Raw genomic sequence first — 18,182 nt, forward strand, 5'->3', positions numbered from 1 at the left:
CTGTTGTATTATGGCAAATCAAGTAACCGCTACCCTGCATATTTCCGATTTAGTTTTGCAAGCAAGCCCCGTTGTTCAAGCAGTGATGCTGCTGCTGTTTTTGGCTTCGCTATATAGTTGGTACTTGATTGCCAGATTACATTTAGGTTTCAAAAAAGCACAACAACAAGACGAGCACTTTCAAAAGATTTTTTGGTCAGGTGCTGAACTAAGCACGCTCTATAACAATGCTCAGCTCAACTCAAAACGTTATGGTTTAGAAGATATTTTTTACCAAGGTTTTGGAGAGTTTTTAAAACTCAAAAAACGCCATGTTCCTTTGGTTCAAAATCTTGAAGGGACTGAGCGTATCTTGCGTGTTGGTCTGAGTCGTGATCAAAGTTATTTAGAATCTGGTTTAAGTGCATTGGCCAGTATTGGTTCAGTTGCACCGTATATTGGTTTATTCGGCACTGTTTGGGGCATCATGAATGCCTTTATTGGACTTGCTGCTGTCGAACAAGTTACGCTTGCAACTGTTGCTCCCGGTATTGCTGAAGCGCTAGTTGCAACTGCAATTGGTCTATTTGCTGCAATTCCCGCAGTCTTGTCATTTAACCATTTTACTGCGAAAAGTGAAGCTGTTTACTCAGATCGTGCACTCTTTGCAGAAGAAATGGTGGCATTACTACAGCGCCAGTCTTTTAGCACCACACAGGATGCTGAATAATGGCCATTCAGCGTTCAGGACGCTTCGAGCGTATTAAAAAACCGCTAAAAAGTGACATGAATGTTGTCCCTTATATTGATGTCATGTTGGTGCTTCTGGTGATTTTCATGGTCACTGCCCCGATGATCACTAGCAGTATCAAGGTTGACTTACCTCAAGCCAATAGCACACCATTTGAGTCAAAAGATACACCTGCGATTGTTTCTTTAAAGGCAGATGGGCAATATTATTTAAATGATCAAAAAAAATATCATGATGATCAAGCGATGTCGCTAGATCAGATTAAAGAGATTTTAAGCCAAGCGCAGCAACAGGCTACACAAAATCATACCAAGTTGAATGTATTAGTAAATGGTGATAAATCTCGACCTTATGGCGATGTTGTAACACTCATGGCAAACTTGCAGCAAGCAGGGTTAGAACAAGTTGGCTTACTCACTGAGCCTGTGAAATAATTTATGAAACAGATTCAAAAACCTCCTTTCACGCAAAAAGCCATTGCGATTGGATTTACCATTGGCGTACATGCGATTGCGATTGTGGGATTATTGTATTTGGGTTTAAGTAAACCACCTGAACCACCCAAAAAGCTCAAAACCTATTTGGTTGATCCGAAAACTCTCACGCAAACAGAACAAGCTGAAACAGCAACTGCACCAGAGCAAGATACTGCACAAACGGCTGAACCCACAGAGCAACCCAAAAAAACAACACCAGATACGCAGCAGCTTGCTGCTTTAGCTGCTGCTACCGCAGCAAAACATCAAGCAGCATTACAAGCTCAACAGCAAGCCGAGGCTGATGCCAAGAAACAAGCAGCATTACAAGCTCAACAGCAAGCCGAGGCTGATGCCAAGAAACAAGCCGCTTTAGAAGCTCAAAAGCAAGCTGAGGCTGAGGCACGTACTAAAGCAAATGCAGAAGCAAAACATCAAGCAGCGCTACAAGCCAAAAAGCAAGCCGAGGCTGATGCCAAGAAACAAGCCGCTTTAGAAGCTCAAAAGCAAGCCGAGGCTGAGGCACGTGCTAAAGCAAATGCTGAAGCAAAACGTCAAGCAGCGCTACAAGCCAAAAAGCAAGCCGAGGCTGATGCTAAGAAACAAGCGACTTTAGAAGCTCAAAAGCAGGCTGCGGCTGAGGCACGTGCTAAAGCAAATGCTGAAGTAGAACGTCAAGCAGCGCTACAAGCCAAAAAGCAAGCCGAGGCTGATGCTAAGAAACAAGCGACTTTAGAAGCTCAAAAGCAGGCTGCGGCTGAGGCACGTGCTAAAGCAAATGCTGAAGCAGAACGTCAAGCAGCGCTACAAGCCAAAAAGCAAGCCGAGGCTGATGCCAAAAAACAAGCGACTTTAGAAGCTCAAAAACAGGCTGCGGCTGAGGCACGTACTAAAGCAAATGCCGAAGCAAAACGTCAAGCAGCGCTACAAACCAAAAAGCAAGCCGAGGCTGATGCCAAGAAACAAGCCGCTTTAGAAGCTCAAAAACAGGCTGCGGCTGAGGCACGTGCCAAAGCAAATGCGGAAGCAAAAAAACAGGCGGCTGCAGATGCTAAACGTAAAGCCGATGCAGAAGCGAAAAAGGCAGCAGATAAAGCAGCAGATGCCAAGCATAAAGCAGACCTAGAAGCAAAAAAACAGGCAGATGCAAAAGCTGCGGCAGATGCAAAAGCCAAAGCAGAGTCTGATGCCAAAGCACAAGCAGCCAAAGATACTGCCAATAAAAAAGCAGAAGCCAAACGGATTGCCTCAACGGCAAAACGTGACTTCCAGAATAAAATTAAAAGTGTGTGGGATGTTCCATCTGGCTCTACAGGTAAAACTGCTAGCGTACGTGTAACCCTGACTGCTTCAGGAGGTGTTGCTTCGGTATTGGTCAGCTCAAATGATCCCGATGTTAAGGCCAGTGTTGAAGCTGCTGTTCGCCGTGCTGCACCTTATCCAATGCCAACTGATCCTGATGCACGTCGTGAAGCACAAAGTTTTAGTGCATCATTCACTGCAAAATAATTCAAGATTAAGTATGATTTTCACAAGAAAATCATACTTAATCTAAAACCATGTTTCATTTTAAATCAGTACATCACTATCTTTTAATTGGTTTCATTACATGCTTAAGTCTAAGCGCCTGTTATTCTGTATCCGCACAACAGATAGCATCTATACCGAATCAACTCAAACCAACCAAAATAGAAGCAACACAAGAAGCAAAAAAACAAGCAAATATTGATGCAACATGTCGTCACACACTCCATCTTACAAATACACTCGAAACAGATGAGGAATTATCTACCTCTCAGCTCGCTACTGTATACATGTAAAATTCATGCAGCTTGGGATGTTCCTCCACATAGCTCAGGCAAACTGCAAAAGTAAAAATCCAACTTGATTCAGATGGCAACGTATTCAGTATAGACATTCAAAGCAACTCACAAGAAATGCAAGACAGTATTCGTCAAGCCATTTTAAAATCTGCGCCTTACCCAACTCCAAGTGAACTCAAAATTATTTATATAACTTTTACAGCAAAGTAATAGTTTATTTGACCTGCATAGTTTAGATTGTGTAAAACCTTGTCATCCTAAGAACTGCACATAATGATGGAAATGAAACGTCAACATCTCCTTGCATTCGCATTTGTTGCGGCATTTGGCTCAAGCCTATCCACAACCACCTCAGCTCAATTACATCTTGAAATTGCAAAGGCACCCGATCAAGCACCAAAGATTGCAATCGTTCCTTTTAGCAATGATCAGAGTATTTACCCAATTGTTGAAACGGATTTAAACCGTTCTGGGCGTTTTAGTAGCGCATCGCAAAACTTACCAACCAGTGCAGCAATTGATCAAGTCAGTGCAGACAACTGGAAAGCAGCAGGCATTCCATATGTTGTGGTGGGTAAAATCACAGCGATCGATGCCAATAGCGCCCAAGTTCACTATCAGCTTTACGATGTAGACAAACAAAAATACCTGCTGAATGAAGTTTTGACTGTGCCAAATTCACGTATACGCCAAGCAGCGCATATGATGAGTGATGCGATTTATCAAGCACTCACAGGCATTCAAGGCGATTTTAGCGGTCGGATTGCCTACGTGCTTCGTGACCCGACAAATTCAGATAAACGCTACACGCTACAAATTGCAGATACCGATGGTGAACGACCATTTACTGTATTGTCTTCTCATTATCCAATTCTTTCGCCTGCTTGGACGCCTGATGGCAAACAGATTGCCTATGTTTCTTTTGAAACCAAGCGCCCTGCTATTTATTTGCAAGACTTATCAACAGGACAACGTCAAGTTTTAACCAACTTTAAAGGTCTAAATGGCGCTCCAAGTTTCTCTCCAGATGGCAAGTCGATGTTATTTACATCATCAATGGATGGAAATCCTGATATTTATCGGATGGACATAGCAACACGCCAATACGAACGTATCACCAATGACTCAGCGATTGATACAGAAGCGCGCTATGCCCCAGATGGAAAGTCATTTATTTTCACATCTGATCGTGGCGGTTCACCACAAATTTATCGCTATACCTTTGCTGATGGTTCAACCAAACGCATTACCTTCCGTGGCACATTTAATGCACGCGGTACATTAAATGCAGACGGTCAAAAACTTGCAATGGTACATCGCCCTGTTGGCAGTAGCTTTAAAGTTGCAATTCAAGATCTCAACTCAGGTGTATTAAATGTACTAACACCAACCAATCTTGATGAGTCACCAAGTTTTTCTCCAAACGGGCAAATGGTGGTATATGCCACACATGAAGGCAACAGAGGCTTGTTATCCATTATTTCAACCAATGGACAATTCCGTATGAACTTGCCAAGTGAGCAAGGTGAAGTACGTGAACCTGCATGGGCACCTAAATAATTTTGAGTATTACACGATTGTAATTATGGAGTAATGATTATGAACACCTTAAAACTTTTGATTCTGCCTGTACTGGCATCTACAGTTATTTTTACAGGTTGTGCAAGTCGTAAACCTGCACAAGTTACACCTGTGACAACCAATCCATCGGGAACAACCAGTGTAGATACCAGTGGTTTAAGTGATGATGCTGCAATCGATGCACGCAACTTAGCAGGCGCATCTGCAAAAGGCGTGACAGATGCAAACCGTTCATTCCTTGCACAACGTGTTGTCCATTTTGGTTATGATAGCAGTGACCTATCGCCAACTGATTATCAGACATTACAAGCCCATGCCGACTTCTTAAAAGCCAACTTAAATTCTAAAATCGCATTGACAGGTCATACCGATGAACGCGGTACACGTGAATATAATATGGCATTGGGTGAACGTCGTGCGAAATCTGTATTTAACTATCTCGTTTCGTATGGCGTTAACCCAACTCAGCTTGAAACTATAAGCTATGGTAAAGAAATGCCAATTAATCCAGGACATGATGAAAGTGCATGGAAAGAAAACCGTCGCGTTGAACTCAACTATGAAGCAGTGCCTCCACTATTAAAATAAGTTCACCAACAAAAAAGCGCTCAAATTTGGAGCGCTTTTTTTAATGATCAAGAGATGACTTCATAGTTTCATCAATCGTGACAGATTGCATCGACTCAATCATGTCATGTTTATTAAATTCTTTATATTCAGGTTTTGCTGAATAATCTGCCCAAGCTGACTTCACATTTTCGTCAGTAATTTCAGCAAAATCAATTGCTTCATTTGGTGTTGGCATGGCATCAAACATTTTCGTTGTCATGGCAATATCCTCTTTTCATTTTGTTATGGCTTAAACATAGCATGTTCTGTAAGACTTGCAATATGAAAAATACGGTCAATTGTGTCAAGAAAATTTTTATTTTCTGTGGTTCTCATCTAAAATATGCACAGCCGTTCTAGCCAAGAACACTTTGCGCAAAATTTGGAGCAACTTCATTATGTCAACAGCCACATTATCCCAATATTTAAAACAACAAACGGGAAATCTTACACCAGAATTAGCCAATGTTATTGAAGCGATTATTGATAGCTGCAAAACCATTGACCAAGCATTACAAAAAGGTGCAATTGCAGGTATTTTAGGCAGTGCAGAACATGAAAATGTTCAGGGAGAAACTCAGAAAAAACTGGACGTTATTTCAAATCAAATTTTGATTGATGCATTACAATCTCATCCAAACGTCGGCGGTTTAGCGTCAGAAGAACTTGATACATTTACTTCTGCTCAAGAAAATGGTCAGTTTTTGGTTTTATTTGATCCACTTGATGGCTCTAGTAACATTGATATCAATATGTGTGTAGGGACAATTTTCTCAATTCTTCCTGCAAAAAATGCCGTAACTCAGGCGGAAGACTTTATGCAAGCAGGTACTGAACAAGTTGCTGCGGGCTATGTCATGTATGGTCCATCAACCATGCTTGCTTTAACTGTCGGTGCTGGCACAGTTTTCTTTACTTATGACATCGACACTCAAGAATTTATCCTCACTAAAACTGATATTAGCATTAATCCAGCAACTCAAGAATATGCCATTAATGCATCTAATCAACGTCACTGGGAAGCACCTGTACAACGCTATATCAATGAGTTACTTGAAGGTAAAACAGGCGTTCGAGGCAAAGACTTCAATATGCGCTGGGTTGCCTGTATGGTTGCTGACATTCACCGTATTTTATGCCGTAGTGGTATTTTCATGTATCCGTATGACTTAAAAAATCCGAAAAAAGCAGGTCGTTTACGTCTCATGTACGAAGCAAATCCTATGAGTATGCTGATCGAACAAGCCGGTGGTGCAGCAACAACGGGACGTGTCCGTATCTTAGACATTCAACCGACTGAGCTTCACCAACGTGTTCCTGTGATTTTGGGCAGTAAGGATGAAGTCGAACTTGTAACCAGCTATCACTAATTCATCTTTTATTGTTTTAAACTTAGATGTAAGCTAAGCCTTACATCTAAGCGGTTATTTCCATGTCTATGACTTTCCTTGCTTCAAAAGATAATGCAAAAATCAAACATTTGCGTTCACTCATTGAGCAAAATCAATATCGTAAAAAACATCAGCAAACAGTTCTTGAAGGGACACATTTATGCCTCGCATGGTTGCAAGCGCATAAAAATCTGGTTTCTCTCTTTACAACAGAGTCTGCATTAGAACATCCCGATCTGGAAAAAATCCAAGCGCAATACCAAGGACAAATTTTTATTATCAGTGAAAGCTTATATAAAGATTTAAGTACACTGGGTACATCACTCGCTTGTCTTGCTATTATCGACATCCCAAAGCATTCGCAAACTGTAGATTTTAAAGCAGATACTTTAATTTTGGATGATGTACAAGACCCAGGTAATGTTGGAACATTATTACGCTCAGCAGCAGCAGCCAATGTAAAACAAGTGATTTGTACCAAAGGCGTTGCAGCATTATGGTCGCCTCGCGTTTTGCGTGCAGGTATGGGCGCACAATTTTCATTAGTCTGCTTTGAAAATGCCGATCTTCGCCTTTTATTATCTGAATTCCAAATCCCTGTCTATGTCACCAGTTCACATCGTCCTGAAAGCCTTTATACACAAGACTTGACCAAAGCAAGTGTTTGGATTTTAGGCAATGAAGGACAAGGTGCTTCTGAATATGCACTGTCGCACGCCAAAGCAGTCACGATTCCTCAACCAGGTGGACAAGAATCACTTAATGTTGCAATTGCAGGTTCAATTTGCTTATTTGAAATGGTTCGTCAACGCCAGTAAATCGTTTAATTTATTTTAATTATCGCCCTTTTGAGTGAAAATTATTTTAAACTGAAAAAAATTACGTAATATTGTCAACCTTCCATAGTGTTTTAACGTTATAGAAATAAATTGTTGAAGCATTATGGTGGGTATCCCATGACAGGATTTTCCATCTCTATGGATCTAACACCAAAAGAGACCAAGTCTGAGCTGAGTCAAGCCCAAACGACTGAACAACGTCTGAAGATTTTTATGCAGGACGTGACAGGTCGTGCCTTGGTGATGATGGAAAATGCAACTCAAGGTCAACATGGGATTGCAATGGACTTAGTACAAGAAGCGTTTATTGCACTGCACAAGTCTTATGCGGACAAGCCAATAAATGAATGGTATCCACTGTTTTACACGATCCTAAACCACAAACTGCAAGACTGGCGTCGTAAAGAAGCCCGAAAAGCACAGCCTTTCTCTTTCTTCAAAAAAATTAATCTTGATGATGACAATGAAGAAGTTCTTGAGATTGCCGATGAACAACAACTAAACCCTTTCGATGTTCTTGATCAAGAAGTCACGATTGACGAAATTCAGGCAGCGATCCGCCAACTTCCTGTTCGCCAGCAACAAGCTTTTATGTTACGCGCATGGGAAGGCTTTGATACCCAAACCACTGCTCAGATTATGAATTGTAGCGAAGGAAGTGTAAAAACCCACTATCACCGCGCTATACAAGGTTTAAGAACAGCATTAGCACACCTTAATCCACATGTTGGAGGATCATCACATGAAGAATGATGATTTTGCAAAAAAAATTACAGACCAACTTAATCACCGTGCAAAAAATCATGAAGATAAACATGTTGTTATGTACCAAGTGATTGAAAAGATCCATGCTGAAAAATCCCGCCGTCATTCTGTCTGGAAAATGACTGGCTTTGCACTTGCTGCAACGCTAACAGGCTTTATTGTGCTGCCAAATGCACTCAATATGCCCAATAAAAGTCAACCTCAGCATGCAATTGTCAATAACAATGCCAATAAACTCTCTCCACAAATGGTAGAGGATTTAGAAATGGTCATGGTATTTGGAGAGGATCAAAATACCCATGGCAGTTAAAAAAGTGACACTGGCATTTTGTGCGTTGGCATTTTTACAAACCAGTTTTGCTGGCTTTGAACGCTTTTGGCCTTTTTCAACCAAAAGCACAACAACTGCTCAGGTCGATGACAATTGGAATGACCTAAGTCCTGAACAGCAAAAACAACTGATTCAGCGTTATCAAAATCTTAAAGATATTTCGGCACAACAAAGTAGTACGATTCAGCAACGTATGGATTGGTTTACGCAACTGCCTGAGCAAGAGCAGCAGCGCATGCGCGATGTTTGGCAACAAATGAGTTCACAGCAACGTCAGGAAATGCGTTTACGTATGCAAAAAGCAAAAACAGCACAAGAACGTAACGCGATTCGCCAGCAATATATGCAGAAATATCCTCAAAATAATCACAGTGCGTCAGCACCATCGACTTAATGAGCCGATGGTGTTTGCTGATACTCATCAATCAGGGCATAAATTTGGCGCAGAGTCGCATTTGATAACTTCGTTTTTTCACCTTTAAGTAGTTTTTCTAGACGTTCAACTGCTTGCAGCAATAAAGAAGCCTGATGCGGGCCATTTAGTAATAGATAATCAATAATCTGCTGATCAAGGTGCACACCTCGCCGTGCCAACACTGAAAGTACCAATGCCTGCCGATCTGCGAATAAACTACCATTGGGCAACTTGACACTGACTGCTTGAGTCAAACGTGATTGAAGATCAGGCAATTCAAGCTTTAATTCAATTGGTGCATAGCGTGAAGAAAACACCAATTGTCGCCCCTCCTGATCACTATTATTAATTAAATGAAAGACCGCTTTTTGCCAGTGTTTCACACCACTAATTGCTTCAATATCATCTAAAGCAACGAGATCATATTGTTCTAACGATGTAATTGCCTCAATAGGTGCATCAAGCAGTTGTAATAATGATACCTGTATAGCAGTTTTTCCTGTTTCACAGTACGAATCACAAATCGCTGACAAAAGATGACTTTTACCAGAACCTGCTCCACCATACACATAAAAACGGTTGACTAGACCCGCATGTAACTGGCGAATTGCATCAATGACATGCCCCCAACTCGGCCCTGAAAAATCACTAATTCGGGCATCAAGTTGAGGTTCTATGTCGAGTTGTAATTGACGCATAAATGCACATGTACCTAGAGTTTATTCTGGATCAATCTTACTTGATTTTTGGCTATCTTGCTGATTTTTTATTGTTATATCAAGATTAATATTTTCAGCTTCAACATGCATACAATCTGAATCCTCAGGATTAAGTTGTACTTGGGGCGGCTGAGCATACCATGTCGTACTTTCATAAAATTCACGCGCATGTTTGAGCAATACCACAATCACTGCAGCAACAGGCAACGCAATCAGCATGCCTAAAATACCACCTAAATGTGCCCCCGCCAAGACAGCAAAAACCACGGCTACAGGCGATAAGCCAATTTTATCTCCCAATAAAAATGGTTGTAACACATAGCCCTCAATCACTTGCCCAACCATAAACACGATTCCGACCAAGAATAATTGCATCCAATCAATTCCAAACTGAAATAAAGTTGCAACTACCGCAGAAATGATGCCAACCGCAAAACCTAAATACGGAATAATACTGGCTAGTCCTGCAACCATTCCAATGATTAAACCCACTTCCAAACCAATCAGTTGCAGCCCAACAGCATACACGACTCCCAGTAAAAACATCACAAGGAACTGACCTTTCACAAATGCCCCTAATACCACATGACATTCTCGAACAATACGCATGGTATTTTTTTCATAAGGGCGTGGAATGAGACGATGCATCTGCGTCAGCATACGCTCCCAATCCAATAAAAAATAAAATGCAATAATTGGAACAAGGACAACCGTTCCACCAATCTGGATAAAATTCAAGCCAGATTGAGCGAGTCGCAGTATTAAAGTCTGAATACTATCAACACTATAATTGGTCTGAATATATTGCATGATGGCATTTGACATCTGATCTGTATCAACACGCATCGGCTCTAAATTAAATGTATGTTCTGCCCACGGCAATAAACGATGATTCACCCAATGCACACCTGCGGGAATACTGTCTCGTGCATAAATCACCTGTTTCCAAACCAGAGGAACCACATACCAAAGTGCAAAACTAACCGCAATACTGATGCCAAAAAACACAATACAGGTAGATAACCAACGTGGTAGACCAATAAGGGACAAGCGGGCAACCAGTGGACTAAATAAATAAGCGATAAAAAATGCGCCAACAAAAGGAATAACCACAGGTTTAAGTAAATAAATCAGCCATAGCAACAGCCCAATACTTACCAAAATGAAGATCCGACGTAGGGGACGATCAGTCATGTGTTTGCCTACTTCAACTTATAAGATTATTTATTAAGGATAATTGAAGCAAAGATAACATTTTCGTGCATAAATAACGTAAGAATTTCGTATATTAGGTTATAATCTGCGGCCAAAGCGGAGACTTCTTCATATGAGCAACTCGACTTCTAATCCAAATACTGGCTTAAGCTACAAAGATGCAGGCGTAGACATCGAAGCAGGTGATGCACTTGTTGATCGCATCAAATCTGTCGCAAAACGCACCACTCGTCCTGAAGTAATGGGCGGACTAGGCGGCTTTGGCGCATTATGCAAAATTCCAAAAGGCTATGAAGAGCCTGTTTTGGTTTCAGGCACTGACGGTGTAGGTACAAAACTGCGCCTAGCACTTAACTTAAATCGTCATGACACGATTGGTCAAGATTTGGTTGCGATGTGCGTGAACGATCTTCTTGTATGTGGTGCTGAACCTCTATTTTTCCTTGACTATTATGCAACTGGTCATTTGAATGTCGATGTTGCTGCCAATGTCGTAACAGGTATTGGTCAAGGGTGTGAACTTGCTGGCTGTGCATTGGTTGGTGGTGAAACTGCTGAAATGCCGGGCATGTATGAAGGTGAAGATTACGACTTGGCTGGTTTCGCTGTGGGCGTGGTTGAGCAAAGTAAAATCATTGATGGCACTAAAGTTAAAGCTGGCGATGTACTCATCGGCGTGGCTTCTAGTGGCGCACACTCAAATGGTTACTCATTACTACGTAAAATTTTAGACGTTAAAAATGTTGACCTGACTCAAATCGTAGATGGTCGTCCGCTTGCTGACACAGCAATGGAACCAACACGCATTTATGTAAAACCAGTGCTTGAACTTTGCAAACAAGTAGATGTGCATGCCATGGCTCATATTACTGGCGGCGGTTTACCTGGCAACCTTCCACGCGTATTGCCAAACGGCGCTCAAGCAGTGATCAATGAAAACTCTTGGGAATGGTCAGAGTTGTTCCAACTATTACAACGTGAAGGTAATGTTGAACGCTTTGAAATGTACCGTACATTTAACTGTGGCGTCGGTATGGTGATTGCTGTTGATCCAAGCGAAGCAGACAAAACAGTTGAAATCTTAAATGCCCAAGGCGAGAAAGCATGGAAAATTGGTCATATCCAAGAAAATGCTGAATCTGTTGAAGGCGCAGACGAAAAAATTCGCGTGTTATTTGCGTAAGAAACTCGCATGACCAAAATTGCGGTTCTCGTTTCTGGTAGCGGAAGCAACTTACAAGCACTGATTGATGCAAATTTATCAGGAAAAATCGTAGGCGTTTTGTCAAACCGACCCAATGCCTACGCGCTGCAACGTGCTCAACAAGCCAATATTGCAACCTGTGTGATTGAACATAAAACTTTCCCGAGCCGTGAAGCTTTCGATGCAGCCATGCATCAGCAACTTCAAGATTGGGATGTTGATTTAGTCATTCTTGCAGGTTTCATGCGTATTTTGACACCCGCATTTGTAGAGGCGTGGGAAGGGAAAATGCTGAACATTCATCCTTCCTTATTACCTGCTTACAAAGGAATGCATACGCATCAACGCGTACTGAATACGGGTGATCGTTTGCATGGTTGCACAGTGCATTTTGTTACGGCTGAGCTTGATGCAGGTCAATCTCTTGCTCAAGGCGTATTGACTGTTCCACGACATGACAATGCCGAGCAGCTTGCTGATCGTGTCCATGTCTTAGAGCATCTCATTTACCCTCAAGTTGTAGAGTGGATTTGTTCAGGTCAATTAAATTATGTCTCTTCACAACAAGTGGATTTTCGAGGCAAACCTTTATTAAAGCCGATACAATTTTGCCAGCTCTAAACATAAAAAAGCGCATCGTTATGATGCGCTTTTTTTTATCAATTGCTGAACCAACTGAATGGTTTCCACAGGATGCTCAAGTGGGAACATATGCCCACCTGAGGTGACTGTAAATGGAATTCCCAAACGCTTTTCGGCCTTTTCAGTAAACTTACGTTCATAAAATAGGCTTTTTTCACCAACGATCATACGTGTCGTAACAGGAGGTTTTTCAGGCCATACACGCCACCAGTTTGATGGATTGGTTCGAAAAATTGCCAACTCATCTACTTTGGGAATCGTTAAAGTATAGCCTCCTGTGATCACATCCTCAGTTAAAGCATACTGAATATAGTCACGGAAGCACTCAGGATCAAAATCATGATAAAACGGTTTTGGTCGAAAAATCTGCGCTGCTTGCTCACGAGAATCCCACTGATCACGGCGGCGCTTTGATAAACCTGCTGGACTAAGCTCATCCACCATTTTAGAATAAAACATTTTTGCCATATCAAAGGCGAAAGATGCCGTCCCCATAATTAAAGGTGGATCAAGCATCACAACCTGTTTAAATAATTCAGGACGTTTACGACTTGCCATATACGTCAGCAATGCACCTAAAGAGTGCCCCAAACCGATAACTGCCTGCCCTTTTGCCTGCTGCACGACACTATCAATAACCTGATCAACTAGACCATCCCAATGATTATCAATAGGATATCGCTTATCAGGGCCTAATAGCGGTACAAAAATGACTTGATAATGCTCTGAAAGCAAATCAAAAAGTTTTTTATATACCAATGATGGAACACCATTGGCATGCGCAAAATGAATAATCGGTTTAGGTGTCATAATACCCTATCTATTTTTTTATTCACATTTATTGCAAACTCACCTGCTTTTGACTCTGCAATTGTTGTGTTACAGTTTCGCTAAAACCCTGTCCAAACTCAGCACCCATTTTGCCAAGAACTGACTCAAAAGGACTATGTTGAACGGTATAGTTGACTGTTTTATCAAGTTTTAGCTCTCGTTGTAAGCTCTCAATGCTACCTGTGCGGTCAGCAATACCAATTTTTACAGCCTGTGCACCACTCCAGAACAACCCAGAAAAAATTGCAGGATCATGACTTTTCAAACGATTACCACGTCCTTCTTTAACAGCATCAATAAAATGCTGATGGACGTCATCCAATACTGACTGTACATGTGCACGCTGTACTGGATTGATAGGTTTCGTCATACTCAAAATATCCTTATTCTCACCAGAAGTCATAGTACGATCTTCTACACCCAATTTTTGTGCTAACCCTGCCACACCATAATTCGGCATAATCACACCAATTGAACCCACAAGACTTGATGGATTTACCCAAATCTCGTTGGCAGCAGAAGCGATATAATAAGCCCCTGAAGCTCCCATATCACCAATGACTGCATAAACCTTTTTGTCTGGATGTTGCTTCTCTAAGTAACGAATTTCTTGCCATATTTCATCTGATTGAACAGGTGATCCACCCGGTGAGTTAATATTTAAAGCAATTGCTTTACTGCCACTTGATGCAAATGCCTGACGCAATGCTTTAATGGTATCTTCACTATTCACCGATTTTGAGCCGCCTGACTCAATCGTACCCACAATATCGACAACAGCAAGATGACTGCGACTTGATGATGCACTTGCACCATCATTGTCACTGCCATTGCATGCACGTAACATCATAAAAATAACGATAAATAAATATAAGAAGGTTAAAGCCTTAAAAAAAATGCCCCAACGACGAGCACGGCGCTGTTCATTTACCGATGCCATCACCACTTTTTCAAGAAGTTGCCATTCTTGACCTGAAGGGGGCTGTGTTGAGTTTTGTGGATTTGTATTTTGATTGAATGGTTTTGGTGGCCAATCGGACATAAATCACATCCTAGCGATAAAAAATTGTCCCATTATATACACCTAAAGCCGAGTCACTGTCTAAAAGAGATGTTTTCACTTATAATATTTTTGTGAATGACGATAAATTGTGTGTACGAATCTTCTCTAATGCCGAATTCTAGTTCAAATTCTTTTACCTACCGTGCTTTAAAGTTTTTAAGTAAACTGCCTTTACACTTCTCGCGTGCCTTTGCTCGCGTGTTGGCATCTATTGCAAATGCAAGCAAGCTTGCTAAAACTGCCAAAGCTGCGGATTTAAATATTCAGATTGCATTGCCTGAGTTAAATACTCAAACACGTCAATATATTGTCAAAGAAGCCATCAAAAATGAAATGACCTCTTATTTTGAATTTTTTAATGTTTGGGGTGCAAGCAATGCCAAAAATATTTCAAGAATTCAACATATTCAAGGCGAGCATTATTTTCATGAAGCTTTAGCACAACAAAAAGGCATTGTATTGATTGTGCCCCATTTTGGCACTTGGGAAGTGATGAACGCATGGTTTGCTCAGCATACTGCCATGACCATTATGTATAAGCCGATAAAAAATGCCGATGCTGACCGTTTTGTACGTGAAGCACGTAGCCGAGAAAATGCGAACTTAGTTCCAACTGATGAATCTGGGGTACGCCAGATTTTTAAAGATTTAAAACGCGGTGGGACAACCGTGATTTTACCGGATCATACCCCTCATATAGGGGGAGCGATGGTTGATTACTTTGGAATTCCACTTGCATCAAGCAACTTATCTGCAAAATTGATTCAAAAAACCAAAGCCCGCGCTTTATTTTTGTATGCTATTCGTAATGATAATGCAGGCTATGACATGTTTATTGAACCTGTATCTGAACAAATTTATACAGGTTCAGATGATGAAGGAACCAAACTGATTCACGAGATGATTGAAAGCCTGATTCGTAAGTATCCCCAGCACTATCATTGGAGCTATAAGCGCTTTAAAGCCAATCCTGCACTGCATAACGTTTACAACTTGCCTGAAGATGAGGCGCTCACTCAAGTTGCAAGGGTGCGTGCTGAGTGCCAATTGACTAAGGATGCCACCAACGCCGTTCTTGCCGAGCCGCAACATAGTGAAGTTGCTCATTCTTCACCGTAAAATATAAAGCGCCTTGTTCAGCAGTATTCAATAATGGAATATTCAGCGTTTGCAAACGCTGTTTGACTTCATGACTCGGGTGTCCATAGCGATTATGGAAACCTGCCGAAGCGACTGCCAACTTAGGCTTGAACTGAGCTAAAAATGCCGAAGATGAACTGAATCTGCTTCCATGATGACCCAGCACCAGCACATCTACTGCTAAATCAGGGTATTGCTGCATCATCATTTGCTCAGCTTGAGCACCAGCATCCCCCATCACCAAAAAATTCACATGACGTCCAGACGCTGTGAAATAACGAATATAAACCACACAAGAAAGTTCATTTTGCTGTTCAGGTGCATGCACCAAATCTTCTGCCTTAGGAGACAAAACACGCATTTCTATATGCTGTCCTTGCCAGTGCTGCCCAACATGACAATAATCAAAATTTGGAATCACACTTTGAGGTCGTTCATTACTCAATACTTGTTGTATTGTCATTTTTTCAGCCAATCGTGGAAAAGCACCACTATGGTCTTGATCAAGATGGCTCAAAATCACCTGATCAAGTTTGCTTATTCCTTGCCTTGAAAAATAAGGCAATAAAAATCGATCAGCTAAACTAAATTTTTGTTCGTCATATGATCCACCCGTATCTATCAAAATTTGTTTTTTTCCATCACGAATATGAATCGCCTGACCCTGCCCAACATCTAACACAGTAAATGCAAAAGGCTCTGCATCGTAAACAGGTAAAATTGCAGGACAGCATGCCAAAACAACCCATGCTTTGGGCATTACACCACGAGGTAAAAACAGTAAAAAAATCGCGATGCTCACAGCAATAATTTGCAAAAAGGTGAAATGTAAAATCTGTAAATTGACTGGAATTGCATTTTCCAAAATGCCTAATCCCGCCAATAAGATCGTAGTCATGAAATCAGCAATATGAAAAAACAGTAAAGCAAAACTTGGTAAACACAACCAAATGCAGGTTGCAATAATATTCAGCGGAACAATGATTGCCCCAATCAATGGAATGGCGATTAAATTTGCCAAAGGTGCCAACCACGACAGTTGTTGGAAAAAAAGCATGACGAATGGCAAGAGTGCCAGAAAAATCTTCCACTGAGATTCAATCAATAATCTCAGATACCAACGTACGTATTGCCAACGATAGCTAAAAACTTGTTGCGGATGCTGCTGTATCGTCTGATATATTCTGAGCAGAATAAAACATGCGCCATAAGACAGCCAAAAACTGACAGAAAGGACGCTCAATGGATCAAATAACAATAATAATGCAGCACTTGCCAATAAAAGACGCAATGCAGAAAAACGTTGCCGAGTCCATAAACTAAGAACAATCAGGCTACTCATCAACAAGGTACGTAGCGCAGGAATTTCAAATCCAACAAATGCACAATACAGTAAAATACCGCTCAAAAAAGGGACACTTAAAACATATTGTTTTGGCAACTTTAAATAAAAGCTAGGACAGAAGCGTGCGATGATTCGATGAATGAGCAAACACAATAAACTCGCAAAAACCAATACATGTGGTCCAGAAATTGCCAAGAGATGTTGTATTCCAAGATTTTGAAACTGTTGCTGTGTTTGCTCATCCAATAAACTTTCATCGCCAGTCAGCAAGGCGAGCAATAAACCACGATGTTGTAAAGGTGCATGCATGAACCACGTTCGGATTGCTAGACGCTGTTTTTCAATGGTATTTCGAAATTTCAGCAGCAGCCCTTGCTGTGCATTTACAAATTTTGTAGAGCTTGCAACTAAGGCTTCAGATTGACTCAATGGCTGAACGTTTTTCACCTGTACTGTTGCCATGAGATTTTGCTGCAAAAACCATTTTTCTTGATCAAATGCACCTTCTATAGCATAACCATGTACTGGACGAACCTGCCCGCTCAAACGGTAGTAATGACCTATCTCTAGCTCAGGCTGTTTACTCGACAATCGTGCTAACCAATTCACAGTGTGCTGATGCGAGGTGTCCCATACCTGAATGACTTGTTGGCGTTTCTCAGCCTTCAATTCGCTCATCTTACACACATAAACAATCACATCTTTAGTTTCGACAACAGTTTGCCTGAGTGCTAGACGTTGCTCTAATTGCGATTGAGCATAGTATGAGGCTGACAAGCTCACCATGACAAACAACATCAATAACTGTGTCACTTTCAAAATAGCTAAATTGGCGAAAAAGCGCTGAGCAATGAATAAACCTATCGTAAGAATCAGGCTAATCATCCAATAGATAGAGAAATGCGTCGATAAGGGCTGTATGAAACTGACAGTAAGACTACTGACACCGACAATCCATGCTAAAAAAATAAAATTCCACTTCATTGTTGTTTAATAAACTATTTTTGTTTTGTCTAAAATGCATTAAAGCCCACATTGTGAGCTTTAACAAGAAATTTTATTT

General features: G+C 41.1%; 19 protein-coding genes and 1 pseudogene. 14 read left to right on the forward strand and 6 right to left on the reverse strand.

Annotated elements, in window-relative coordinates; genetic code table 11:
* Positions 1-10: 10 nt before the first annotated feature.
* The 6 genes and pseudogenes from tolQ (at position 11) to pal (ending at position 5,198) form a co-directional block, all read left to right on the forward strand.
* Positions 11-709, forward strand: coding sequence for a protein TolQ (gene tolQ, locus GBN19_RS01100; RefSeq protein WP_151709732.1), 699 nt, complete (start codon positions 11-13; stop codon positions 707-709).
* Positions 709-1,164, forward strand: a complete 456-nt coding sequence (tolR, locus tag GBN19_RS01105; RefSeq protein WP_151776849.1) for a protein TolR — start codon at positions 709-711, stop codon at positions 1,162-1,164. Before tolQ ends, tolR begins: the two co-directional genes overlap by 1 nt.
* A 3-nt stretch (positions 1,165-1,167) precedes the next feature.
* Positions 1,168-2,715 carry a cell envelope integrity protein TolA gene (tolA, locus tag GBN19_RS01110; protein ID WP_151776850.1) on the forward strand — a complete coding sequence of 516 codons (1,548 nt, stop codon included), beginning with the start codon at positions 1,168-1,170 and terminating at the stop codon, positions 2,713-2,715.
* A 362-nt stretch (positions 2,716-3,077) separates the two neighbouring features.
* Positions 3,078-3,239: pseudogene (locus tag GBN19_RS16330) on the forward strand (TonB C-terminal domain-containing protein); the annotation flags it as partial.
* A gap of 66 nt (positions 3,240-3,305) precedes the next feature.
* Positions 3,306-4,589 carry a Tol-Pal system beta propeller repeat protein TolB gene (gene tolB, locus GBN19_RS01120; protein WP_151776903.1) on the forward strand — a complete coding sequence of 428 codons (1,284 nt, stop codon included), beginning with the start codon at positions 3,306-3,308 and terminating at the stop codon, positions 4,587-4,589.
* A gap of 39 nt (positions 4,590-4,628) precedes the next feature.
* Entirely contained in the window at positions 4,629-5,198 is a 570-nt protein-coding gene (gene pal / locus GBN19_RS01125) for a peptidoglycan-associated lipoprotein Pal (RefSeq protein WP_151776851.1), read from the forward strand.
* Positions 5,199-5,238: 40 nt separating this feature from the next.
* Here pal and GBN19_RS01130 read toward each other — a convergent pair whose 3' ends face one another.
* On the reverse strand, positions 5,239-5,439 hold the full coding sequence (locus tag GBN19_RS01130; RefSeq protein WP_151776852.1) for an NF038105 family protein: 201 nt from the start codon (positions 5,437-5,439) through the stop codon (positions 5,239-5,241).
* Positions 5,440-5,617: 178 nt separating this feature from the next.
* Between GBN19_RS01130 and GBN19_RS01135 the strand changes: the two genes are divergently transcribed.
* The 5 genes from GBN19_RS01135 to GBN19_RS01155 all read left to right on the forward strand — a co-directional run bounded on the left by GBN19_RS01135 (position 5,618) and on the right by GBN19_RS01155 (position 8,939).
* The gene (locus GBN19_RS01135; protein WP_151776853.1) at positions 5,618-6,589 is read left to right on the forward strand and encodes a class 1 fructose-bisphosphatase; all 972 of its coding nucleotides are present in this window, start codon (positions 5,618-5,620) and stop codon (positions 6,587-6,589) included.
* 62 nt (positions 6,590-6,651) lie between these two features.
* Complete coding sequence (locus tag GBN19_RS01140) at positions 6,652-7,428, forward strand: TrmH family RNA methyltransferase (RefSeq protein ID WP_151709738.1); 777 nt, start codon at positions 6,652-6,654, stop codon at positions 7,426-7,428.
* A gap of 159 nt (positions 7,429-7,587) precedes the next feature.
* The gene (locus GBN19_RS01145; RefSeq protein ID WP_151709748.1) at positions 7,588-8,202 is read left to right on the forward strand and encodes an RNA polymerase sigma factor; all 615 of its coding nucleotides are present in this window, start codon (positions 7,588-7,590) and stop codon (positions 8,200-8,202) included.
* Positions 8,192-8,524 (forward strand): hypothetical protein, encoded by a 333-nt coding sequence (locus tag GBN19_RS01150; protein ID WP_151709739.1) that lies wholly within the window; start codon positions 8,192-8,194, stop codon positions 8,522-8,524. The genes GBN19_RS01145 and GBN19_RS01150 overlap by 11 nt, the downstream gene beginning before the upstream one ends.
* The gene (locus GBN19_RS01155) at positions 8,514-8,939 is read left to right on the forward strand and encodes a DUF3106 domain-containing protein (protein WP_151709740.1); all 426 of its coding nucleotides are present in this window, start codon (positions 8,514-8,516) and stop codon (positions 8,937-8,939) included. Before GBN19_RS01150 ends, GBN19_RS01155 begins: the two co-directional genes overlap by 11 nt.
* On the opposite strand, the gene hda is transcribed toward GBN19_RS01155, so the two are convergent.
* Complete coding sequence (gene hda / locus GBN19_RS01160; protein ID WP_151709741.1) at positions 8,936-9,658, reverse strand: DnaA regulatory inactivator Hda; 723 nt, start codon at positions 9,656-9,658, stop codon at positions 8,936-8,938. The genes GBN19_RS01155 and hda overlap by 4 nt on opposite strands.
* A 21-nt stretch (positions 9,659-9,679) precedes the next feature.
* The gene (gene cxpE, locus GBN19_RS01165; RefSeq protein WP_151776854.1) at positions 9,680-10,873 is read right to left on the reverse strand and encodes a chloramphenicol efflux transporter CxpE; all 1,194 of its coding nucleotides are present in this window, start codon (positions 10,871-10,873) and stop codon (positions 9,680-9,682) included.
* A gap of 133 nt (positions 10,874-11,006) precedes the next feature.
* On the opposite strand from cxpE, the gene purM reads away from it, so the two are divergent.
* Both purM and purN read left to right on the forward strand, forming a co-directional pair.
* Entirely contained in the window at positions 11,007-12,077 is a 1,071-nt protein-coding gene (gene purM / locus GBN19_RS01170; protein WP_151776855.1) for a phosphoribosylformylglycinamidine cyclo-ligase, read from the forward strand.
* Between the two features lie 9 nt (positions 12,078-12,086).
* Complete coding sequence (gene purN / locus GBN19_RS01175) at positions 12,087-12,719, forward strand: phosphoribosylglycinamide formyltransferase (protein WP_151709744.1); 633 nt, start codon at positions 12,087-12,089, stop codon at positions 12,717-12,719.
* A gap of 18 nt (positions 12,720-12,737) precedes the next feature.
* Here purN and GBN19_RS01180 read toward each other — a convergent pair whose 3' ends face one another.
* Positions 12,738-13,550 (reverse strand): alpha/beta fold hydrolase, encoded by an 813-nt coding sequence (locus tag GBN19_RS01180; protein WP_151776856.1) that lies wholly within the window; start codon positions 13,548-13,550, stop codon positions 12,738-12,740.
* A gap of 28 nt (positions 13,551-13,578) precedes the next feature.
* Positions 13,579-14,613: a signal peptide peptidase SppA gene (gene sppA, locus GBN19_RS01185; RefSeq protein WP_151776857.1), complete on the reverse strand. Its 1,035-nt coding sequence runs from the start codon at positions 14,611-14,613 to the stop codon at positions 13,579-13,581.
* Between the two features lie 129 nt (positions 14,614-14,742).
* On the opposite strand from sppA, the gene GBN19_RS01190 reads away from it, so the two are divergent.
* A complete protein-coding gene (locus GBN19_RS01190; RefSeq protein ID WP_151776858.1) occupies positions 14,743-15,753 on the forward strand; it encodes a lysophospholipid acyltransferase family protein in 1,011 nt (336 codons plus the stop codon).
* Here GBN19_RS01190 and GBN19_RS01195 read toward each other — a convergent pair.
* A complete protein-coding gene (locus GBN19_RS01195) occupies positions 15,686-18,103 on the reverse strand; it encodes a DNA internalization-related competence protein ComEC/Rec2 (RefSeq protein WP_228271183.1) in 2,418 nt (805 codons plus the stop codon). The genes GBN19_RS01190 and GBN19_RS01195 overlap by 68 nt on opposite strands.
* Between the last annotated feature and the right edge of the window lie 79 nt (positions 18,104-18,182).

This window comes from Acinetobacter brisouii (assembly GCF_008993995.1).
In the GTDB taxonomy this organism is placed as follows: domain Bacteria; phylum Pseudomonadota; class Gammaproteobacteria; order Pseudomonadales; family Moraxellaceae; genus Acinetobacter; species Acinetobacter brisouii_A.

Excerpts from the sequence above, each read along its gene's own strand:
- tolQ (WP_151709732.1), top strand. The coding sequence starts at position 11 with ATGGCAAATCAAGTAACCGCTACCCTGCATATTTCCGATTTAGTTTTG.
- tolR (WP_151776849.1), top strand. The coding sequence starts at position 709 with ATGGCCATTCAGCGTTCAGGACGCTTCGAGCGTATTAAAAAACCGCTA.
- tolA (WP_151776850.1), top strand. The coding sequence starts at position 1,168 with ATGAAACAGATTCAAAAACCTCCTTTCACGCAAAAAGCCATTGCGATT.
- tolB (WP_151776903.1), top strand. The coding sequence starts at position 3,306 with ATGGAAATGAAACGTCAACATCTCCTTGCATTCGCATTTGTTGCGGCA.
- pal (WP_151776851.1), top strand. The coding sequence starts at position 4,629 with ATGAACACCTTAAAACTTTTGATTCTGCCTGTACTGGCATCTACAGTT.
- GBN19_RS01130 (WP_151776852.1), bottom strand. The coding sequence starts at position 5,439 with ATGACAACGAAAATGTTTGATGCCATGCCAACACCAAATGAAGCAATT.
- GBN19_RS01135 (WP_151776853.1), top strand. The coding sequence starts at position 5,618 with ATGTCAACAGCCACATTATCCCAATATTTAAAACAACAAACGGGAAAT.
- GBN19_RS01140 (WP_151709738.1), top strand. The coding sequence starts at position 6,652 with ATGTCTATGACTTTCCTTGCTTCAAAAGATAATGCAAAAATCAAACAT.
- GBN19_RS01145 (WP_151709748.1), top strand. The coding sequence starts at position 7,588 with ATGGATCTAACACCAAAAGAGACCAAGTCTGAGCTGAGTCAAGCCCAA.
- GBN19_RS01150 (WP_151709739.1), top strand. The coding sequence starts at position 8,192 with ATGAAGAATGATGATTTTGCAAAAAAAATTACAGACCAACTTAATCAC.
- GBN19_RS01155 (WP_151709740.1), top strand. The coding sequence starts at position 8,514 with ATGGCAGTTAAAAAAGTGACACTGGCATTTTGTGCGTTGGCATTTTTA.
- hda (WP_151709741.1), bottom strand. The coding sequence starts at position 9,658 with ATGCGTCAATTACAACTCGACATAGAACCTCAACTTGATGCCCGAATT.
- cxpE (WP_151776854.1), bottom strand. The coding sequence starts at position 10,873 with ATGACTGATCGTCCCCTACGTCGGATCTTCATTTTGGTAAGTATTGGG.
- purM (WP_151776855.1), top strand. The coding sequence starts at position 11,007 with ATGAGCAACTCGACTTCTAATCCAAATACTGGCTTAAGCTACAAAGAT.
- purN (WP_151709744.1), top strand. The coding sequence starts at position 12,087 with ATGACCAAAATTGCGGTTCTCGTTTCTGGTAGCGGAAGCAACTTACAA.
- GBN19_RS01180 (WP_151776856.1), bottom strand. The coding sequence starts at position 13,550 with ATGACACCTAAACCGATTATTCATTTTGCGCATGCCAATGGTGTTCCA.
- sppA (WP_151776857.1), bottom strand. The coding sequence starts at position 14,613 with ATGTCCGATTGGCCACCAAAACCATTCAATCAAAATACAAATCCACAA.
- GBN19_RS01190 (WP_151776858.1), top strand. The coding sequence starts at position 14,743 with ATGCCGAATTCTAGTTCAAATTCTTTTACCTACCGTGCTTTAAAGTTT.
- GBN19_RS01195 (WP_228271183.1), bottom strand. The coding sequence starts at position 18,103 with ATGAAGTGGAATTTTATTTTTTTAGCATGGATTGTCGGTGTCAGTAGT.